This window comes from Nonomuraea sp. NPDC048892, assembly GCF_040649735.1.
Lineage (GTDB): Bacteria > Actinomycetota > Actinomycetes > Streptosporangiales > Streptosporangiaceae > Nonomuraea > Nonomuraea maheshkhaliensis.
The window spans coordinates 92,881-110,882 of sequence record NZ_JBEZFZ010000017.1 but is presented as its reverse complement, the minus strand read 5'-3'; the positions used below and the strand labels follow the sequence as shown (position 1 = coordinate 110,882).

Sequence of the window (18,002 nt, the reverse complement as noted above, 5' to 3'; positions counted from 1 at the left end):
GACCGATCCTTAGAGTTGGGGCCGTGACTATTCGGGTTCTCATCGCCGACGACCAGCAACTCGTACGAACCGGCTTTCAGATGATTCTGGACGCGCAACCGGACATGGAGGTCGTGTCCGCGGTCGCGGACGGCGCCGAGGCCGTGGCGGAGGCCAGGCGGCTGCGGCCGGACGTGTGCCTGCTCGACATCAGGATGCCCAAGCTCGACGGGCTGGAGGTGACCCGCGCGCTGGCCGGGCCCGGCGTGGAGAACCCGCTGCGCGTGGTCATCGTCACCACGTTCGACCTGGACGAGTACGTCTACGGAGCCCTGCGCTCCGGCGCCATCGGCTTCCTGCTCAAGGACAGCGGGCCGACGCTGCTCATCGAGGCGGTCAGGGCCGCCGCGGCGGGCGACTCGCTGGTGTCGCCGTCGGTGACCGTACGGCTGCTGCAGCACCTGTCCAGGCCCCGGCGCAGCGCACCGCCGATGGACGACCCGCTGACGGACCGCGAGCTGGACGTGGTGCGCCTGGTGGCCAAGGGGCGGACCAACCAGGAGGTGGCCGCCGAGCTGTTCGTGTCGTTGTCGACGGTGAAGACGCACCTGGGCAGCATCTTCGCCAAGCTCGGTGTCCGCAATCGGGTTGAAATCGCAGCTTGGGCGTGGGAATCCGGCGTGGTGAGCTGATTAACAGCGGGGCCGGCGGGATACAAGTGAATCAGAACCTCAGCGCATGGCCCGGGGGGAGAACAACGTGCGCTACACCCAGGCATCGCCCGCCAGAGCCGCCACCGCCGTCTACGTCACCCTCACCGCCCAGGTCCTCTCCCTCGGCGCCCTCGTGATCTTCGAGCAGTCCATGGGCCGCGAACTCGCCGCCCGCCTCGCCGCCTTCGGCGGTCGTCCCGTGGGGGCCGACGCGGAGGCGGTGGTGGGTGCGGTGACCACGTTCGCGGTGCTGATGATGACCGTGGCCGGCACCTCGATCGCGGCCGCGGCCGCCTACGTGACCTGGCTCGTGCGAGCCAGGCAGGCCAACGACCGCTCGGCCGCGACCGGCCCGGTGGCGGCGGCCTGGCTGGTGCCCGGCGTCAACCTGTTCGCTCCGGCGGTGCTGGTCGACGAGGTCTGGCGCGGCACCCGCCCGCCGGCCGGCCGCCGGGGCCGGTGGCTGGCGCTGCTGACCGGATGGTGGCTGAGCTGGCTGGCCACGCTCGCGCTGGTGACGATCCGGCTGCCGCTCGACAGCTCGGCCGGTGGCCTGACCGGGGTGGGGGCGCCTGAGCTGGTGTGCGCGCTGGTGGCGGCCCTGCTGTGCGCGGGGACGGTGCGTGAGCTGACCCGGCTGCAGCACGCGGCCCGCGACGCCAGGCCGGGCGCGGCGCCCGCCTTCGCCGCGGCCCCGGCCCCAGTCTTGGCCCCAATCTCGGCCCCAGTCTCGGCCCCAGTCTCGGCCTCTGCGGCGCCGTCCGTGATCTCACCGCCTCCCACGTTCTCGCCGAGCGCCGTGATCGAGGGGCCGCTGGCGACCGACTCCCACTGACAGGCCCCGAAAGAACGCGCGCTCAGGCCGCGGTCGGGCCCGAGCTGCCCGGGCTGGCGTGCCAGAGCTTCCTGGGCGGGCCCGCGAGAGCGGGGGCGAGGTCGGCGTAGGGCGAGAGCCGGAAGCCGTTGGCGTACTCGATCGCGCGTCCTCCGACGCCCGCCGCGTCCTCGGGCGTCCGGTCGAGGACGGCGCGCACCGCCTCGACGCCCTGGGAGCGCCAGAGCGCGTCGAGGTCGGCCAGGTTCCAGCAGTCGACCGCCCGCATGGTCACCGCCCGCGTCCCCGTGCGCCTGACCACGCCCTTGGCCAGCATGAGCCACGAGCCGAACACGGTCGAGGCGCAGTGGCCCTGCACCGACTCGAAGAAGGTCAGGTCGATCGGCCCCGTCGAGTCGTCGAGGGTGGTGAAGATGACCCGCTGCCCCGAGCGCACGGCCGGCGTCTGGGTCGCCACCTTGACCCCCGCCACCAGGATCTCCGCCCCGTTGCGCTGGGCGAGCAGGTCGCGGGAACGTACCACACCGAGCGCGTCGAGCAGCTCGTCGTGGAAGCTGATGACGTGCCGGCTGACGTCGATGCCGAGGATCTCCAGCTCGGCCTCGACCATCTCCGTCTCGGTCATCTCGGGCAGCTCCCCCGGCGGCAGGTGCTCGCCGAACCCCAGCGGCAACTGGACCGCCGGAGGAGCCGCGTTCCTGGCAGACGACAGGTCCATGTGCGACAGGTGCGAGCTGTAGCGCTTCGACTTGCGCGGCCCGGCCCGCACGCCGATCGCCGAGGTCCGGTCGAGCGCTCCGACCTGGGCGATCAGGTCGCGCCTGGTCAGCTCGCCCGGCCGCCAGCGGGGCCCGCCCGGGTGGAGGTCGTGCAGCGCGTCGAGCCCGCCGACCTGGACGATCCGCTCGATCGTGGGCCGCGAGGGCCTGGCACGGTCCCAGAAGTCGGCCAGCGACGTGTACGGCTGCCCGGCCACCATGCGTTCGACCTCCGCCTCGCTCACCCCCTTGACCGCCGAGAACGGCACGCGCAGCGCGTACCCCTTGCCGATGTCGCCGGCCCTGAACTCCCTGCGCGGCGCGGCCGGTCCTTCCAGCGCGGCCGGGCGCACCCGCACCTGGACGCGCGGCCCGAGCCGCTCCACCCGCCAGTCCTTGCCCGACTTGTTGATGTCCAGCGGCAGGATCTTCACCCCGCACTGCCTGGCCTCGTCGATGATGACCCGCGGCGGGTACATGCCGGGCTCGTGCGTGAGCACCCCGGCGAAGAACGCCGCCGCGTGGTGCCGCTTGAGCCAGGCCGACTGGTAGGTGGGCAGCGCGAACGCGGCCGCGTGCGCCTTGCAGAACCCGAACGCCCCGAACGCGTCCAGCACCTGCCAGGCCCGCTCCACCTCCGCGTCACCGAACCCGTTGGCCCTGGCCATGGGCGTGAACGTCCTGCGCACCCGCTCGCGCCCCTCGGGCGTGTCGAGCGTGCGCCGCAGCTTCTCGGCGAACGACAGGTCGCGCCCGGTCATCACCGAGATGATCTTCAGCACCTGCTCGTGGAACACCACGACGCCGTGCGTCTCCTTCAGCGCCTCGCGCAGCCTCTCGTGCGGATAGTACGGCTGCCGCCACCCGTGCCTGGCCTCCAGGTAGGGCGTGACCATGTCGGAGTTGACCGGTCCAGGACGGAACAGCGAGATGTCCACGATCAGGTCGTGCATCCTGCGCGGCTCCAGCTTGGCCACCAGCTCGCGCTGGCCGGGCGACTCGATCTGGAAGCAGCCGAGGGTCCTGGACGCGCAGATCATGTCGTAGGTGTCCTGGTCGTCGTGGGGGACGTACTGGACCTCCGGGTCGTCGCCGCGCTGGGTGTCCAGCTCGACCACGACGTCGTCGACCCGCTTGACCTCGCTCAGCGCGTACGCCAGCGCGGACTGCATCCGCACGCCCAGCACGTCGAGCTTGAGCAGCCCTGCCTCCTCCACGTCGTCCTTGTCGAACTGCGACATGGGGAACTCCAGCAGGCTGCGCTCGACCGGCGTCCGGTCGCGCAGGCCGCTGTTGCCGATCAGCACGCCGCACGGGTGCAGCGCGATGTGCCTGGGCAGCCCGTCGAGCTTCTCCGCCAGCCGGAACACCCGGTCCAGGCCCGCCTCGCCGAGCCGGCTCTCGCGCAGCTCGGGCAGGTCGCCCAGGGACGCGGTGATCTGCCTGGCCCTGATGTGCGGGAACGCCTTGGCGATGGCGTCGATCTCGTGCGGCGGCAGGCCCATCGCCCCGGCGACGTCGCGGATGGCGCTGCGTGCCCGGTAGGTCTCCATCATGGACACGCAGGCCACGCGGGCCTCGCCGTAGCGTTCGAAGATGGCCTGGTAGCAGTCGAGCCGGCGGGCCGACTCCACGTCCACGTCGATGTCGGGCAGCCCGATGCGGCCCTCGGACAGGAAGCGCTCCATGAGCAGGCCGTGTTCGAGCGGATCGACCTCGCCGATGCCGATGAGGTAGTTGACCAGGCTGCCCGCGCCCGAGCCGCGGATGGCGCAGCGGACGCCCATGCCGCGGATCATGTCGGTGATGCCGGCCACGGCGATGAAGTATCCGGACAGGCGCTTGCGCTCGATGACGGCCAGCTCGGCCCGCAGGCGCTCCCTGGCCTCGCCGGAGCGGTCGAGGCCGCGCCTGATCAGCCCGTCCTCGACGCGGTGGCGCAGCAGCGGCACCGGGTCGCGGCCGACCTCGGGCAGGTGCAGAGCGGGCGGGTCGTTGCGGAGCGCGAGCAGGTCGAGCGGTTCCATCGCGCACGCCTCGGCCAGCCGCCTGGTGGTGTGCAGCAGCCGGGCCACCCGTTGCTGGTCGGCGCCGCACACCTTGGCCGCCACCTGCCACATCTCCTTGGTGCTCTTGAGGTAGGCGTGGGAGGTGGTGCGTTCCAGGTGGCGCGGGTGCAGCGGGACGAGCTGGCGGGCCGCGTCGAGCACGTCGCCCACCTGATGGTCGGCCGGGTCGAGGTAGCGCGCCGCGTTGGTCAGCACGGCGGGCACGCCCATGGACTCGGCCAGGCCGAGCATGCGGACGGCCGTGATGGCGTCGCGGAAGCCGTACTGGTCGACCAGTTCGACGACCACGCCGGGCACGGCGGCGCGCCACAGGCCGAGCAGCGTCCTCGCGTGCTCGTCGCGCCGGTCGGCGACCGCGCGGCCCACGTCGGATCGGGGGCCGAGCAGCACCACGAGCCCGTCGTCAGCGCCGAACCCGTGGTCTCCGCCGGGACCGCCGGCCCATTCGCCGATCAGCTCCCTGGTCACCTTGGGCGCGCCGCGCTCGCCCGCGTGGTGGGCGGCCGTGACCAGGCGGCACAGGCGCGACCAGCCCTTGCCCCTGGACAGCACGGTGACGCGGTCCTCGGCTCCCGGGCCGGTCTTAGGGCGCCGCGCAGCCGCCCCGGGCACCGGGGCGAAGGGCGAGGCGGGGACGTCGAGGGCGAGGTCCACGCCGAGCACCGGCGCGATGCCGGCCTCCGCGCACGCCTGGACGTGCTTGATCGCGCCGTAGAGCCCGTCGCGGTCGGTCAGCGCGAGGATGTCCATCCCGTGCTCCACCGCCCGGTTCACCAGGGCGCGCGGGAAGGCGGTGCCGTAGCGCATGGAGTAGGCGGAGGACACGTGCAGGTGCGGGAACGGGGGCGCCATCAGTCCCACGCCCTCAGCAGCAGCCAGCCGTTGCCCGCGGTGTCGTAACGCAGCTCGTAGGAGCCCGACTCGCGGCCCGGGCTGGCCTCGACCCGCCAGAAGCGGCGTTCGCCCGGATCGCCCTCGCCGGTCTTCCACCACTCGCGCGCGACCACCCAGTGGTCGAGGACGCTCCGGACGAGGTAGAGCCGGTCACGCCAGACGAACTGGGTCGGCTCCCCGTCTCGGGTCCACACCTCTATCGGATCGCCATAGAGTCTGCTCAAGACGCTTCTCCCCGCCAGGCTCTGGTCCTTATGCTGAGCCACCCGGGGGAAGACGGGCGCTTACGACTCGAACATATGTTCTCTGCGCTCGAAACGCAAGTCGCCGGGCTCCCGTACGAGCGGGTTGGCCCCGATCGAGTTGCGGATGCTGAAGGCCACGCTGCCCGCCCGGTAACGGTCGTCCGACGACTCCACCGGCCGGCCCTCGTGCGTGGTCGTCACCCGTCGCTGGCGCAGCAGCGGGCTGCCCCTGCGCACGCCCAGCAGCCGGGCGTCCTCGGCGCCTGCGGGGACCGCGTCGATGAGATGCTCGCCGTAGGCGAACACCAGGCCGACGGACTCGTACAGCGCCTCGGTGACCGATCCGCAGTCGGCGGGCAGGCTCTCCACGGCGGCGGCCACCCATCCGGCGTAGACCGTGCGCTCCAGCAGCACGGGCTCGTCCTCCAGCGAGCGCAGCCGGAGCACCTCCAGCACCTCGCCGGAGCCGAGCCGCGCGGGCTCCGAGCCGCTCGCGGGCCGGCGGCGCTGGGCGATCACCCGGCCGCCGTAACGGTAGCCGTTCGCGCGCGCCCACTGGGCGAAGCTGTGCAGCTCGGCGAAGCTCTGGCTGCGCGTCCTGCCGAGCACGATGCGCCTGGCGCCCTGCCGGGAGCCGACCAGGCCCTCGGCGGCCAGCACCGCGACCGCCTGCCGTACGGTGCCGCGGGCCGCGGCGAAACGCCCGGCCAGCTCCGCCTCGCTCGGAAGCTGCGAACCGACCGGATGGGCGCCGGACAGGATGTCGTCCCGCAGCTCATCAGCGATCCGTTCATAGCGGGCAACCATCCCCGACCCTTCCTATTCATGAAAGAGCAACACTTATGCGACTTACTGGTGCTCGCTTGTTTGTACAAGTTCCCCTACGTTCTTGCCACACCCCCTGGAAAGTGGAGGCGTCGTGTTCACACCTCGCGCCCGCGCGGCCGGCGTTGTCGCAGTCCTGACCGTAGTCACCGCGGCGTGCGGCGCCGCCCCGAGTTCCCAGACCACCCAAGCATCCCAAGGCGGAGTGAACGCGGCCACGGCCACGTCCGCCGCCGACTTCGGCGGATTCGACCAGCTGGTCGCCGCGGCCAAGAAGGAAGGCGCCCTGCACGTCATCGCCCTGCCGCCCAACTGGGCGAACTACGGCGAGATCATCGAGAAGTTCCAGGCCAAGTACGGCATCAAGATCGAGAGCGAGACCCCCGACGCGGCCAGCGCCGACGAGATCAACGCGGTCAAGACGCGCAAGGGCCAGGACCGCGCCCCCGACGTGCTCGACCTCGGCCAGGCGTTCGCGATCAGCGGCGCCAAGGAGGGGCTGTTCGCCCCGTACAAGGTGCAGACGTTCGACAAGATCCCCGAGGGCCAGAAGGAGCCCACCGGGCTCTGGGTCAACGACTACGGCGGCTACGTCTCCATCGGCTGCGACGCCAAGCAGATCAAGACCTGCCCGACGAGCTTCGCCGACCTGCTCAAGCCCGAGTACAAGGGCCAGGTCGCGATGAACGGCAACCCGACCGAGGCCGGCTCCGCCTTCGCCGGCGTGTACGCGGCCGCCATCGCGAACGGCGGCTCCTTCGCCGACATCCAGCCCGGCATCGAGTTCTTCAAGAAGCTCAAGGATGCCGGCAACTACAACCCGGTCGAGACCACGCCCGCGACCATCGAGAAGGGCGAGACCAAGATCAGCATCGACTGGGACTACAACAACGCCGCCTACGCGCCCCAGATGACGGCCAACGGCATCGACTGGAAGGTGAACATCCCCACCGACGGCCAGTACTTCCAGATGTACGCCCAGGCCGTCAACAAGGACGCCCCCCACCCGGCCGCCGCCCGCCTGTGGCAGGAGTACCTCTACAGCGCCGAGGGCCAGAACCTCTACCTCAAGGGCTTCGCCCGCCCCGTCCTGCTGCCCGCGATGACCGCCGACGGCACCGTGGACAAGGCGCTGGCGGACAAGCTGCCCGCGGTCGAGGGCACACCCACGTTCCCGACGACCGAGCAGGTGGACGCGGCCAAGGCCAAGCTGGCCTCCGGCTGGGACGCCGCGATCTCCGGATGACCCGCACCCGTTCGAGGGGCTGGCTCGGCGCGCTCCCGCTGCTGGCGTTCTTCGCCTTCGTGTTCGGCGTCCCCGCCGTCGCGCTGGTGGTGGGCGCGTTCACGGCGCAGGGGCGGCCGAGCCTGGCCAACCTGACACAGAGCCTGCAGGGCGGCTACCTCACCGCCATGATCGGCAGCGTCAAGCTGTCGGCCGTGGTCGCGCTGCTCGGCGCGGTCCTGGGCACGTTCCTGGCCCAGGCGGTCGTGGCCTCGCGCGGCACGCTGCTGCGCGAGGCCGTGCTGACCGCCTCCGGCGTGCTGGCCAACTTCGGCGGGGTGCCGCTGGCCTTCTTCTGGATCGCCACGCTCGGCAACTCCGGCGTGATCAGCGGCCTGGTCGGGCTGCCCTCGGGCTCCCTCTACACGTTCTGGGGGCTGGTCGTGGTCTACCTGTACTTCTCCGTCCCGCTCATGGTGCTCGTCATGGCCCCGGCGCTGGACGGGCTGCGGCCGCAGTGGCGCGAGGCGGCGGCGAGCAGCGGGGCCACCTCGTGGCACTACTGGCGCTTCGTCGCGCTGCCGGTGCTGGCCCCGGCCATGCTGGGCGGCGTGGTGCTGCTGTTCGGCTCCTCCTTCTCCGCGTACGCCACCGCCAACGCCATGGTCGGCACCGTCGTCCCGCTCGTCACGCTGAAGATCGCCAGCGCGCTGACCGGCGACGTGCTGATCGGCTACGAGAACATCGCGCTGGCGCTCAGCCTCGACATGGTCGTGGTGGCCGGGCTGGTGATGGCGATCTACCTGCCGCTGCAGAGGAGGACCTCCCGATGGCTGCACTGACCGGCCTGGAACGGGTCTCCGGCACCGTCACACGGCGGCCGAGGGCGGCCTGGCGCGGCGTGGTGTTCGCGCTGGCCGCGGCCTACTTCCTGGTCCCGCTGGGCACCTCCGTCTGGTACACGATCTACACGCCCACCACCGGAGTGTCGTTCTCCGCGTACGGGGAACTGCTCACCGCCGACGGCTTCGCGCGCTCGCTGTCGCTCTCGCTCGGGCTGGCCGTGGCCACGATCGCGGTGGTGCTGCTGCTCGCGCTGCCCGCGATGCTGGCCATACGGCTCTTCGCGCCGGGGCTGCGGGTGGTGATGGAGGTGCTGTGCACGCTGCCGCTGGTGGTGCCGCCGATCACGTTCGTGGCGGGGATCGGCACGTCGCTGCGCAACGGGACGGAGGTGCTGGCGCCGACGCCGTTCTGGGCCACGCTCATCGCGGTGCAGGACCCGGCCTTCCCCGTCGTGCTCGTGCTGGCGTACGTGGTGCTGGTGCTGCCGTTCGTGTACCGGTCGCTGGACGCCGGGCTGCGCACGATGGACGTGCGCACGCTGGTGGAGGCGGCCCGCAACCTGGGGGCGTCGTGGCCGTACGTGCTGGTGCGGGTGATCGTGCCCAACCTGCGCTCGGCCCTGGCCAGCGCGTCGTTCCTGACGCTGGCACTGGTGCTGGGCGAGTACACCGTGGCCAGCCTGCTCGGGTACGAGCCGTTCGCCGTGTGGATCGTGACCGTCTCGGGCTCCAAGGGGCAGCTCTCCGTCGCGGTGTCGATCCTCAGCCTGCTGCTCATCTGGTTGTTGCTGCTCGCCGTGTCCACGGTGTTCGGCAGGAAGAGGGAGAAATGACGGCATCGGTGGAGTTCCGCGGGCTGCGGCGCGCGTACGGCAGAACGGTCGCGCTCGACGGGCTGGACCTGATCGTGGCGCCCGGCGAGTTCGTCGCCCTGCTGGGCCCTTCCGGCTGCGGCAAGACGACGGCGCTGCGCTGCGTGGCCGGCTTCGAGCGGCCCGACTCCGGCGCCGTGCTCGTGGACGGCAAGGACGTCACCGACGTCCCGGCCAACAAGCGGGACGCGGGCATGGTCTTCCAGTCCTACTCCCTCTTCCCCAACCTGAACGCCCGCGACAACGTCGCCTTCGGCCTGCGCGTGCGCAAGATCCCGGTGGCCACCAGGCACTCCAGAGCCGACGAACTGCTCGAACTCGTCGGCCTGCCCGCGCACGCCGACCGCTACCCGCACCAGTTGTCCGGCGGCCAGCAGCAGCGCGTCGCGCTGGCCCGCGCGCTCGCCCTGGAGCCGCGCGTCCTGCTCCTGGACGAGCCGCTGTCGGCGCTGGACGCCAAGGTACGCGTGAGCCTGCGCGAGGAGATCCGCCGCCTGCAGCTCGACCTGGGCATCACCACCATCTTCGTGACCCACGACCAGGAAGAGGCCCTGTCGATCGCCGATCGCGTGGCGGTGCTGCGCGACGGGCGGCTGGAACAGGTCGGCGCCCCCGCCGAGGTGTACGACCGGCCCGCCACGCCCTTCGTGGCCGAGTTCGTCGGCACCATGAACCACCTGGCCGGGCGCGTGTCCGGGGACCAGGTGACGGTGCTGGGCCAGATCCTGCCCGTGGACGGTCCCGTACCTGAGGATCCGTCCGTGGACGTCCTGGTACGTCCTGAGGCGGTCACGGTCGTCCTCTCCCCCGACGGGCCGGCCGAGGTGGTAGCCGCGTCGTTCAGAGGCGCCTCCGTGCGGCTCAGGCTCGCGGTGGAGGGCGGGGAGGTGCTCGCGGACGTCCCCGGCCACGAGGCGGCCCAGCTCGGCCCCGGGACGCGGGTTACGGTGCGGCTGGTGGAGCGGCCGGTGCTGGTGGCCGAGCGCACGGTCACCGTTCCCGCGCCCGTCGTGGCGGCCGATGCGGTCTGAGCTCGCCGTGCCGTCCCGCCGAGGCGGCCCCGACGCGGTCCTGCTGGACATGGACGGCACGCTGGTGGACACCGAGGGCCTGTGGTGGCAGGCCGTCGCCGCCGTCGCGGGCCGTCCGCTGACCGAGGCCGACACGCCGTACGTGCACGGGCGCACGATCGAGGACGTCGCCCGCCACCTCGGTGAGCCGGCGCTCACCGGCCGGCTCACCGAGGCGTTCGGCGAACGCGTCTCCCGTGACCTGACGGTCGTGGCCGGGGCGGCGGAGCTCCTGTCCGGGCTGGCCGCGGCCGCCATCCCGACGGCCCTGGTCAGCGCGTCGCCCCGGAGCATCGTGGAGCTGGTGCTGCCGCGGCTGGGGCACGCGTTCGACCTGGTCATCGCGGACGAGGACACGCCGCGGGGCAAGCCGTGGCCCGACCCGTACCTGGAGGCGGCCCGGCGGCTCGGCACCGTGCCGTCACGGTGCGTGGCCGTCGAGGACAGCCCGGCCGGGATCGCGGCGGCGAGCGCGGCGGGGTGCCTGGTGCTGGTCGCGGGGCCCGAGAACGGGCTGCCCTCGCTCGACCGCCTGCGCGAGTCGTTCACCTGCTTTCCCGGGGACCGTCCTGAAGGGAACGCCGAGGGGGCCTGCGACGAGCGCTGAGGGTGCGCGTGTGGCGCGACTGCGGCGGTAGGCCTTGTATCGGTAAGCTTGCGCGGCGTGAGCGGTGAAACCTCCCACATCGGGCGCTACAGGCTACTTAGCGTGCTGGGGCGAGGCGGGATGGGCACGGTCCATCTCGCCGAGGACGCCGCTGGGCAACGGGTCGCGGTCAAGGTGATCAACCCGGAGCTCAGCCAGCACGAGCAGTTCCGCATGCGCTTTCGCAGGGAGGCCGACGCGGCGCAGCGGGTGCGCCGGTTCTGCACCGCCGCCGTGATCGAGGCCGCGCTCGACGGCGACCAGCTCTACGTGGTCACCGAATACGTCCCGGGGCCCAACCTCGAAGAGGCCGTGCAGCAGTCGGGTCCCCTGCGCGGCTCCAGCCTGGAGGCGCTGGCCGTGAGCGTGGCCACCGCGCTCACCGCCATCCACGGGGCCGGGGTGGTGCACCGCGACCTCAAGCCGTCCAACGTGCTGCTCTCCCCCGTCGGCCCGCGGGTGATCGACTTCGGCATCGCGCGGGCGCTCGACACGCTCGGCGGCGTCACGAGCACCGGCGAGATCGTCGGCACTCCCCGCTACATGTCGCCCGAGGTGCTGCGCGGCGACCCCGTCTCACCGGCCTGCGACGTGTTCTCGTGGGGCTGCCTGGTGGCGTACGCGGCCAGCGGGCGGGCGCCGTTCGGCGGGGAGACGCTGCCGGCGATCGTCTACCAGGTGCTCAACACCGAGCCCGACCTCCAGGCCGTCGACCCCGGCCTGCGTGAGCTGGTCGCCGCCGCCCTGCGCAAGGACCCGGCCGCGCGGCCCACCTCCCAGCAGCTGCTCGACCATCTCATCGGGCGCTCGGCCGGGCCTGAGCACGCGGCGCAGACCGTACAGGTGGCCTGGCAGCGGGCCACGTCGCCGTACACGATCGTCCCGACGGGCTCCCGGCCGCCGCGCAGGGGGCGGCTCTACACGGCGCTCGCGGCGGCCGGCGCGGTCGTGCTCGCGGCGGGCGTGGGCGCCTGGATGATCTTCGTCCCCGGCGGGCCGCCCGACGACCTCCCCGTGCTGTACCAGGAGGACTTCACCACCTCGGGCGACTGGAGCGGCACGTACGACCCGTCCATGAGCGCGAGCTACTACGGATACCGTACGGACGGGACGTACGGGATCGACGTCGGCTCCGGGCACGAGGAGAAGTGGGCCAGGGCGCCCGTCCCCTTCACCTTCCACAAGCCGACCGCCACACCCGAGCCCTCCGCCACGCCCACCCCGATGCTGCCCGCGACCGTGCTCATCTCCGTCACCACCGACGTCAAGAAGTCCTCGGGCAGCGGCGACTACGGCATCTACTGCCACAACTCGGAGGACGACAAGTCGTACTACGAGTTCGCGCTGGACACGACGGGCAAGGCCAAGATCCGGCGCATCTCGAACGGCGCGGGCGGCACGGTGGCGCAGCCTGTGGACGCGGAGGTGAAGCACGGGGACAAGGCACGGATCGCGGTGTCGTGCGAGCAGTCGGGGAAGACGGTGCGGCTGACGATGTGGGTGAACGGCAAGCAGGTGCACGACGTGGAGGACCCGAACGGGATCGGCAGCGGGTCGCTGGGGGTGTTCGCGCGCACGGTCAAGGACGGCAGGTCGCAGCTGCAGACGACGTGGGACGACTTCGAACTGCGCGGCCGCCCGGAGTCCTGAACCCCGGCCCGATTTTGTGGCCGATTTTGCGGGCCGATTTTGCGGGCCGTCAGCCGAGCTGGGCGATCGGCGCGGGAAGTCAGCCGTTCAGCTGGGCTGGGCGATCGGCTCAGAGCCGGCGTCGAGCGCGTCGAGGACCGCCTCGCCGTGCTCCTTCGCCCACTCGGTCAGTACGTGGATCGGCTCGATCAGTGTCGCCCCGAGCGGCGTCAGCTCGTACTCGACCCGGGGCGGCACCTCCGCGTACGCGTGGCGGCGGACGAGTCCGTGCGCCTCCAGCCGCCGCAGCGTCTGGGTGAGCACCTTGCGGGAGATCCCGCCGATCAGCTCGACCAGCTCGCCATGACGCACCGGGCCCTCGCTGAGGCCGGCGAGCACGACCACCGTCCACTTGTCGGCGAGCAGCTCGACCGCCAGCCGCCCCGGACAGTCGGCGAGAAAGAACCCGCTGGGACCGCAACCACTCATGGAGCCCAAGGTACCTGGTGGTTCCTATCGCATACCTAGGGTTGAACTCTCCCCCTTACCTGAAGAGCAGGAGAGTCATCATGCGCGTCATCACCCAGCAGGAGTTCGGCGGCCCGGAGGTGCTCACCATCGTGGACGCGCCCACACCCCGGCCCCTGCCCTCGTCCGGGTCGAGGCGATCGGGCTGAACCCGCTGGAGGCGCGGCTGCGCGCCGGTGAGTTCCCGCTGATCGGCGAGCCGCCGTTCATCCTCGGCTGGGACGTCAGCGGCGTCGTCGAGGAGGCGAACACCGGGCGGTTGCGGCCCGGAGACGAGGTGTTCGGCATGCCGCTCTTCCCCCGGGCGGCGAACGCGTACGCCGAAGCCGTGGCCGCTCCTGCGCTGCACCTGGCGCGCAAGCCGGCGGCGCTCTCGCACGTCGAGGCGGCGGCGCTGCCGGTCGTCGGGCTGACGGCGTGGCAGGGCCTGGTCGACCTCGCCGATGTGACCGAGGGTGACCGCGTCCTGGTCCACGGCGGTGGCGGCGGGGTCGGCCACGTGGCGATCCAGATCGCGAAAGCACTCGGCGCGTACGTGATCACGACCGCCGGCGTGGGCAAGCGGCAGTTCGTGGAGGAGCTCGGCGCCGACGAGGTGATCGACTACACGACGGCCGACTTCGCCGAGACGGTCCGCGACATCGACGTCGTGCTCGACACGATCGGCGGCGACTCCGTCGAGCGGTCGCTCGGCGTGCTGCGCCCAGGAGGCCACCTCGTGACAGCGGTCGCCGACGAGGACACGCGGCTCATCGCCAGGTACGAGGCGGCCGGCCTGCGCTTCAGCGGCATCGCCGTCGGCCCCGATCCGGTCGGCCTGCGGAGGCTCGTCGAGCTCGTCGAGCAGGGGCGGCTCCGGGTGCACGTGCAGGAGACGTTCCCGTTCGAGCGCGTCGCCGACGCCCACCGCCTGCTGGACGCGGGCCACCTGCGCGGAAAGCTCGTCCTCACCCTCTGATCCCCCACCACGGCCCGCCTGGTCAGACGCCGTCGAGGACTCCCGCGCGGGCGGCGGCCAGTGCGGCGTCGGCGGCCCGGTCGGCGTCGCGCTCGGTCACCGGCTCGTGGGCGACGAACAGCCGGTAGTAGACGGGCGCGACCGCCACCCTGATCACCTCCCTGACGTCCACGACGTCGGGCAGCTCACCCCGCGCGACGGCCCGCCGCACCACCTCGGCCGACTGCTCGTGCCTGGCCACGAAGAACTCGTGCAGCGCCCGCGCGGCCGAGGGATTCTGCATGGCCGCCGCCACGAACGCCGACGACACAGGCCCCAGCTCCGGATCGTCGAACCCGGTGCGGACGAGCTGGACGATGCCCCGCAGATCACCCTCGACCGAGCCGGTGTCGGGAATGGGCCACGGCTCGTCACCGGCCAGCTCAAGGGCATCGGCGATCAGTCCTTCGACGCCGCCCCAGCGCCGGTAGACGGTCGTCTTGTGCACGCCTGACCGCTCGGCGACGTTTTCCACCGTCAAGCCCGTGTAGCCCCGTTCGAGCAGCTCCGCGAGCGTGGCCCGCCGCACGGCGTCACGCACGCGGGCGCTCCGCCCTCCGGGGCGTTTGTTAGATTCCAAAGACTACTCCAGTTGCATTAAGCCTCAAGCCATGCCACACTAACGCTACAACAGTAGCGATTGGAGTTCCATCCTGATCCACGTTCACCAGATCACCAAGTCCTACGGCGAGCGGGCCGTCCTCACCGACGTCTCCCTCTCCGTGAGACCCGGCGAGCGCGCCGGCATCGTCGGGGAGAACGGCTCCGGCAAGTCCACGCTGCTGCGCCTCATCGCGGGGGTCGAGCGGCCCGACGACGGCGAGGTGCGCATCGAGGGCGACTTCGGCCACCTCGGGCAGACCCTCGGCCTGCCGCCGGATCACACGGTCCAGCAGGCCGTCGACGCCGCGCTCGCCGACCTGCGCGCGATGGAGCGCAGGATGCGCGAGCTGGAGTCGGCGCTCACCGACGAGGTCATGGACGAATACGGGGAGCTCATGACGGCTTACGAGCTGCGCGGCGGCTACGAGGCCGACGCCCGTGTCGAGCGGGCCTTCCACGGTCTCGGCCTCGCCCACGTGAGCCGCGACCGGCGCCTGTCGAGCCTGTCCGGCGGCGAGCAGGCGCGGCTGGGCCTGGCCTGCGTGCTGGCCGCCGCGCCGCGCGTGCTGCTGCTCGATGAGCCGACCAACCACCTCGACGAGTCGGCGCTGACCTGGCTCGAAGAGCGCCTGCGCGAGCACCGGGGCACGGTGGCCGTGGTGTCCCACGACCGCGTCTTCCTCGACCGCGTCGCCACGGTGATCCTGGAGGTCGAGCACGGCACGGTCACCCGCTTCGGCGGCGGCTACACCGGCTTCCTCGCCGGCAAGGCCGCGGCCAGGGCGCGCTGGGAGCAGGCGTACGCGGCCTGGTCCGAAGAGATCCGCCACGTGCGCGAACACGCCGCCACCACCGCCCACCGCGTGGCCGCCGGGCGGATGATGCGCGACAACAACAAGATGGCCTACGACCGCAACGCCGGGCGGGTGCAGAGTTCGGTCGCCAGCCGCGTCCGCAACGCCCACGAACGCCTGCGCCGCCTGGAGGCCGACCCGGTCCCCCGCCCGTGGGGAAAGGGGGCGGGCAGAGCCCGGCGGTGGCCGTCCAGGCGGCGACGAGGAGCACGAGCCTGGCCGAGAAGTTGATCCAGACCAGCAGGCCGACGATGACCGCGAACGTGCCGTACAGCGCCGAGTTGCCGAGCGTGCTCGCCAGCAGCAGCGTCGCGATCTGCTTGAGCACGCCGAACCCGACCGCCCCGAGCAGCGCCCCCTTGGCGATCTCACGGAACGGCTGGGCCGACCGCCCGACCCAGCCGAGCAGGATCACGAACAGCAGCCAGTCGGCCCCCACGCTCGCCACCACCCCGGCCACCCTGAGCCCGAGGCCGGCCAGCGCTGACCCGCCGAACAGGTAGTGCAGGACCTGGTCCGTGGCCGTCGTGGCGAACCCGGCGACCAGCACGGAAACGATCGCCGTCACGCCGATCATCACCAGCGCGGCCAGGTCGCGCAGCTTGCCGACGAAGAAGCCGAGCGGCGGCGTGGTGGTCATCGTCATCTCCCGCAGCGCCGTGCGCAGCGCGTCGAGCGCGCCGAGCCCGGCGTAGAGCAGGCCGAGCAGACCGATGATCCCGGCGGTCTCCCTGGCGGTGGCGATGCTCGCCAGGTCGAGGTTCTCAGCGATGCCGGGCAGCCGTTCCTCGATCGCCTGCTGCAGGGCGTCCCTGGTGGCGTCGCTGGTCGCCACCGCGAACCCGAGCACCGCGTACGAGAGCGCCACCAGCGGGAAGAAGGACAGGAACGCGAAGTAGGTGACCGCGCCCGCCAGCAGGTCGCCGGTCTGCGCCTGGTAGCGCCGCACCGCCCTGATGAGGTGGTCGAGCGAGAGCCGGCGCACCCGCCACCGCTCCACCTTGGCCCGGCCCCACGACTTCACCGACTCGACGCGTTCCGTCAGACTCGCCATCGCCCGCCCCTCTTCCCGGGGCTGCTCCTACCCCGTGATCACGTCCCTGCCACCGCGGCCGCCGTCTCCGCCAGGGCCGTGCGCACCGCTGCCGGGTCGTGGTGGAGCAACTGCCCACCGCGCTTGACCACACGCCCGGCGACCATGACCGTCTCGACCACGCTGGTGTCGGCGTTCAGCACGACCGCGCCGATCGGGTCGTGGGCGGCGGCCATGCCGAACGTGTCCGTACGCAGGAGCACGAGGTCGGCCTGCTTGCCCGGCCGCAGCGAGCCGACGACGCCGGCCAGGCCGAGCACCTCAGCGCCCTCGATGGTGGCCAGGCGCAGCGCGTCGCGGGTGGTGAAGCCGAGCCCCGCGCCGTCGGGGCGGCCGCGTTCGAGCAGGTGGGCGGTGCGCATCTGGCTGAACATGTCGCCGGGGGCGCACACCACGGTGTCGGCGCTCAAGCTGGTCGGGACGCCCGCCGCCCTGGCCCGGCCGGTGGTGGGGTAGCCCAGGCCCAGGTTCATCTCGTCCACCGGCGAGACCGAGGCGGTGCCGCCCGCGGCGGCGATGCGCCGGAACTCCTCGTCGGTGTAGTGCAGCGCGTGCACGAACGTGGTGGGAACGGCCAGCAGCCCGTGTTCCTCCAGGAAGGCGAGCCCTTTGACCGCGTTCTCCCTGCCGTGCCCGCCGAGGTGCGCGGTGACCGGCAGGCCCAGCTCCTCCGCCAGCCGCCACTCCTCCAGGGCGCGCTCCTCCCCCGCGATCTCGGGGCCGAGGGCCGCCATCGCCATGCTGACCAGGCCGGGCGTGTCGAAGAGCGTCTCGCGCACCCGGCGGGTCTCCGCGACCAGCCCGCCGGGCGGGCCGCCGTAGCAGTAGCCGAAGACGGCCCTGATGCCGGACTCGCGCAGAGCCCGGACGGAGGCGCCGGTGTGCTCGGGGGTGAACTGGGCGTGGGACCAGTCGAGGAGCGTGGTGATGCCGGCGTCCAGGCACTCCAGCGCCCCGGCCAGGGTGCCCGCGTAGACGTCCTGGGGGCGGTGGCGCGGGGCCAGCTCGTCGAAGACGCGATGCATGTACTGCGGGAAGTCGACGTCAGGTGCGGCCGCCCTGATGCCCGCCTGCCAGGTGTGGCGGTGGGTGTCGACGAAGCCGGGCAGCACGATCCGCCCGGTCGCGTCGATCACCTCCGCCACCTCCGCTCCCTGGGCCTCGGGCAGGTCCCGGCCCACTTCGGTGATCACGCCGTCCTGGACGCGCACGTCGGCGTGGCCGAGGACGACGGGCTCCGGGTCGGTGTCGATGACGAGGCCGTTCTTGATCAGACTATGCATACTCGAAAGCTTATTCAGAAGCTTTTCAGAAAGCAATCT

General features: G+C 72.0%; 16 protein-coding genes and 1 pseudogene. 10 read left to right on the top strand and 7 right to left on the bottom strand.

The window, feature by feature from the left end; translation table 11 throughout:
- Positions 1 to 23 precede the first annotated feature (23 nt).
- Together AB0C28_RS39450 and AB0C28_RS39445 are read left to right on the top strand one after the other, a co-directional pair.
- Complete coding sequence (locus AB0C28_RS39450; RefSeq protein ID WP_346105724.1) at positions 24 to 671, top strand: response regulator transcription factor; 648 nt, start codon at positions 24 to 26, stop codon at positions 669 to 671.
- Positions 672 to 717: 46 nt separating this feature from the next.
- Positions 718 to 1,527 (top strand): DUF4328 domain-containing protein, encoded by an 810-nt coding sequence (locus AB0C28_RS39445; protein WP_358080459.1) that lies wholly within the window; start codon positions 718 to 720, stop codon positions 1,525 to 1,527.
- Between the two features lie 22 nt (positions 1,528 to 1,549).
- Here the strand turns inward: AB0C28_RS39445 and dnaE are convergent, their stop codons facing one another.
- The 3 genes from dnaE to AB0C28_RS39430 are packed head-to-tail and all read right to left on the bottom strand — an operon-like array spanning position 1,550 to position 6,300.
- Positions 1,550 to 5,206 (bottom strand): DNA polymerase III subunit alpha, encoded by a 3,657-nt coding sequence (gene dnaE / locus AB0C28_RS39440; protein ID WP_358080458.1) that lies wholly within the window; start codon positions 5,204 to 5,206, stop codon positions 1,550 to 1,552.
- Positions 5,206 to 5,472, bottom strand: a complete 267-nt coding sequence (locus AB0C28_RS39435; RefSeq protein ID WP_346105731.1) for a DUF6504 family protein — start codon at positions 5,470 to 5,472, stop codon at positions 5,206 to 5,208. The genes dnaE and AB0C28_RS39435 overlap by 1 nt, the downstream gene beginning before the upstream one ends.
- A 60-nt stretch (positions 5,473 to 5,532) precedes the next feature.
- A complete protein-coding gene (locus AB0C28_RS39430) occupies positions 5,533 to 6,300 on the bottom strand; it encodes a GntR family transcriptional regulator (protein WP_357855848.1) in 768 nt (255 codons plus the stop codon).
- Positions 6,301 to 6,523: 223 nt separating this feature from the next.
- Between AB0C28_RS39430 and AB0C28_RS39425 the strand changes: the two genes are divergently transcribed.
- From AB0C28_RS39425 to AB0C28_RS39400, 6 genes are read left to right on the top strand one after another with little or no spacing between them, the layout of a single operon-like run.
- A complete protein-coding gene (locus AB0C28_RS39425) occupies positions 6,524 to 7,564 on the top strand; it encodes an extracellular solute-binding protein (RefSeq protein ID WP_357855845.1) in 1,041 nt (346 codons plus the stop codon).
- Positions 7,561 to 8,385: an ABC transporter permease subunit gene (locus tag AB0C28_RS39420; RefSeq protein WP_357855842.1), complete on the top strand. Its 825-nt coding sequence runs from the start codon at positions 7,561 to 7,563 to the stop codon at positions 8,383 to 8,385. The genes AB0C28_RS39425 and AB0C28_RS39420 overlap by 4 nt, the downstream gene beginning before the upstream one ends.
- Positions 8,373 to 9,221, top strand: a complete 849-nt coding sequence (locus AB0C28_RS39415) for an ABC transporter permease subunit (RefSeq protein ID WP_358080456.1) — start codon at positions 8,373 to 8,375, stop codon at positions 9,219 to 9,221. Before AB0C28_RS39420 ends, AB0C28_RS39415 begins: the two co-directional genes overlap by 13 nt.
- Positions 9,218 to 10,291, top strand: a complete 1,074-nt coding sequence (locus AB0C28_RS39410; protein ID WP_357855835.1) for an ABC transporter ATP-binding protein — start codon at positions 9,218 to 9,220, stop codon at positions 10,289 to 10,291. Before AB0C28_RS39415 ends, AB0C28_RS39410 begins: the two co-directional genes overlap by 4 nt.
- Positions 10,281 to 10,937, top strand: a complete 657-nt coding sequence (locus AB0C28_RS39405; protein WP_357855832.1) for an HAD family phosphatase — start codon at positions 10,281 to 10,283, stop codon at positions 10,935 to 10,937. Before AB0C28_RS39410 ends, AB0C28_RS39405 begins: the two co-directional genes overlap by 11 nt.
- A 57-nt stretch (positions 10,938 to 10,994) precedes the next feature.
- Positions 10,995 to 12,626 carry a serine/threonine-protein kinase gene (locus AB0C28_RS39400; protein ID WP_358080454.1) on the top strand — a complete coding sequence of 544 codons (1,632 nt, stop codon included), beginning with the start codon at positions 10,995 to 10,997 and terminating at the stop codon, positions 12,624 to 12,626.
- An 87-nt stretch (positions 12,627 to 12,713) separates the two neighbouring features.
- On the opposite strand, the gene AB0C28_RS39395 is transcribed toward AB0C28_RS39400, so the two are convergent.
- The gene (locus AB0C28_RS39395; protein ID WP_357855826.1) at positions 12,714 to 13,094 is read right to left on the bottom strand and encodes a helix-turn-helix domain-containing protein; all 381 of its coding nucleotides are present in this window, start codon (positions 13,092 to 13,094) and stop codon (positions 12,714 to 12,716) included.
- Between the two features lie 325 nt (positions 13,095 to 13,419).
- On the opposite strand from AB0C28_RS39395, the gene AB0C28_RS39390 reads away from it, so the two are divergent.
- Positions 13,420 to 14,091 (top strand): NADP-dependent oxidoreductase, encoded by a 672-nt coding sequence (locus AB0C28_RS39390; RefSeq protein ID WP_358080452.1) that lies wholly within the window; start codon positions 13,420 to 13,422, stop codon positions 14,089 to 14,091.
- A gap of 22 nt (positions 14,092 to 14,113) precedes the next feature.
- Here the strand turns inward: AB0C28_RS39390 and AB0C28_RS39385 are convergent, their stop codons facing one another.
- The gene (locus AB0C28_RS39385) at positions 14,114 to 14,671 is read right to left on the bottom strand and encodes a TetR/AcrR family transcriptional regulator (RefSeq protein WP_358080450.1); all 558 of its coding nucleotides are present in this window, start codon (positions 14,669 to 14,671) and stop codon (positions 14,114 to 14,116) included.
- A gap of 109 nt (positions 14,672 to 14,780) precedes the next feature.
- Here AB0C28_RS39385 and AB0C28_RS39380 point away from each other — a divergent pair.
- A pseudogene (locus AB0C28_RS39380) lies at positions 14,781 to 15,572 on the top strand (ATP-binding cassette domain-containing protein); the annotation flags it as partial.
- Here the strand turns inward: AB0C28_RS39380 and AB0C28_RS39375 are convergent.
- Together AB0C28_RS39375 and AB0C28_RS39370 are read right to left on the bottom strand one after the other, a co-directional pair.
- Positions 15,460 to 16,641, bottom strand: a complete 1,182-nt coding sequence (locus AB0C28_RS39375) for a YihY/virulence factor BrkB family protein (RefSeq protein ID WP_358080448.1) — start codon at positions 16,639 to 16,641, stop codon at positions 15,460 to 15,462. The pseudogene AB0C28_RS39380 and the gene AB0C28_RS39375 overlap by 113 nt on opposite strands.
- Positions 16,642 to 16,679: 38 nt before the next feature.
- On the bottom strand, positions 16,680 to 17,963 hold the full coding sequence (locus tag AB0C28_RS39370; protein WP_357847718.1) for an amidohydrolase family protein: 1,284 nt from the start codon (positions 17,961 to 17,963) through the stop codon (positions 16,680 to 16,682).
- Between the last annotated feature and the right edge of the window lie 39 nt (positions 17,964 to 18,002).

Excerpts from the sequence above, each read along its gene's own strand:
- AB0C28_RS39445 (WP_358080459.1), top strand. The coding sequence starts at position 718 with ATGGCCCGGGGGGAGAACAACGTGCGCTACACCCAGGCATCGCCCGCC.
- dnaE (WP_358080458.1), bottom strand. The coding sequence starts at position 5,206 with ATGGCGCCCCCGTTCCCGCACCTGCACGTGTCCTCCGCCTACTCCATG.
- AB0C28_RS39430 (WP_357855848.1), bottom strand. The coding sequence starts at position 6,300 with ATGGTTGCCCGCTATGAACGGATCGCTGATGAGCTGCGGGACGACATC.
- AB0C28_RS39420 (WP_357855842.1), top strand. The coding sequence starts at position 7,561 with ATGACCCGCACCCGTTCGAGGGGCTGGCTCGGCGCGCTCCCGCTGCTG.
- AB0C28_RS39415 (WP_358080456.1), top strand. The coding sequence starts at position 8,373 with ATGGCTGCACTGACCGGCCTGGAACGGGTCTCCGGCACCGTCACACGG.
- AB0C28_RS39410 (WP_357855835.1), top strand. The coding sequence starts at position 9,218 with ATGACGGCATCGGTGGAGTTCCGCGGGCTGCGGCGCGCGTACGGCAGA.
- AB0C28_RS39405 (WP_357855832.1), top strand. The coding sequence starts at position 10,281 with ATGCGGTCTGAGCTCGCCGTGCCGTCCCGCCGAGGCGGCCCCGACGCG.
- AB0C28_RS39395 (WP_357855826.1), bottom strand. The coding sequence starts at position 13,094 with ATGAGTGGTTGCGGTCCCAGCGGGTTCTTTCTCGCCGACTGTCCGGGG.
- AB0C28_RS39390 (WP_358080452.1), top strand. The coding sequence starts at position 13,420 with ATGCCGCTCTTCCCCCGGGCGGCGAACGCGTACGCCGAAGCCGTGGCC.
- AB0C28_RS39375 (WP_358080448.1), bottom strand. The coding sequence starts at position 16,641 with ATGGCGAGTCTGACGGAACGCGTCGAGTCGGTGAAGTCGTGGGGCCGG.
- AB0C28_RS39370 (WP_357847718.1), bottom strand. The coding sequence starts at position 17,963 with ATGCATAGTCTGATCAAGAACGGCCTCGTCATCGACACCGACCCGGAG.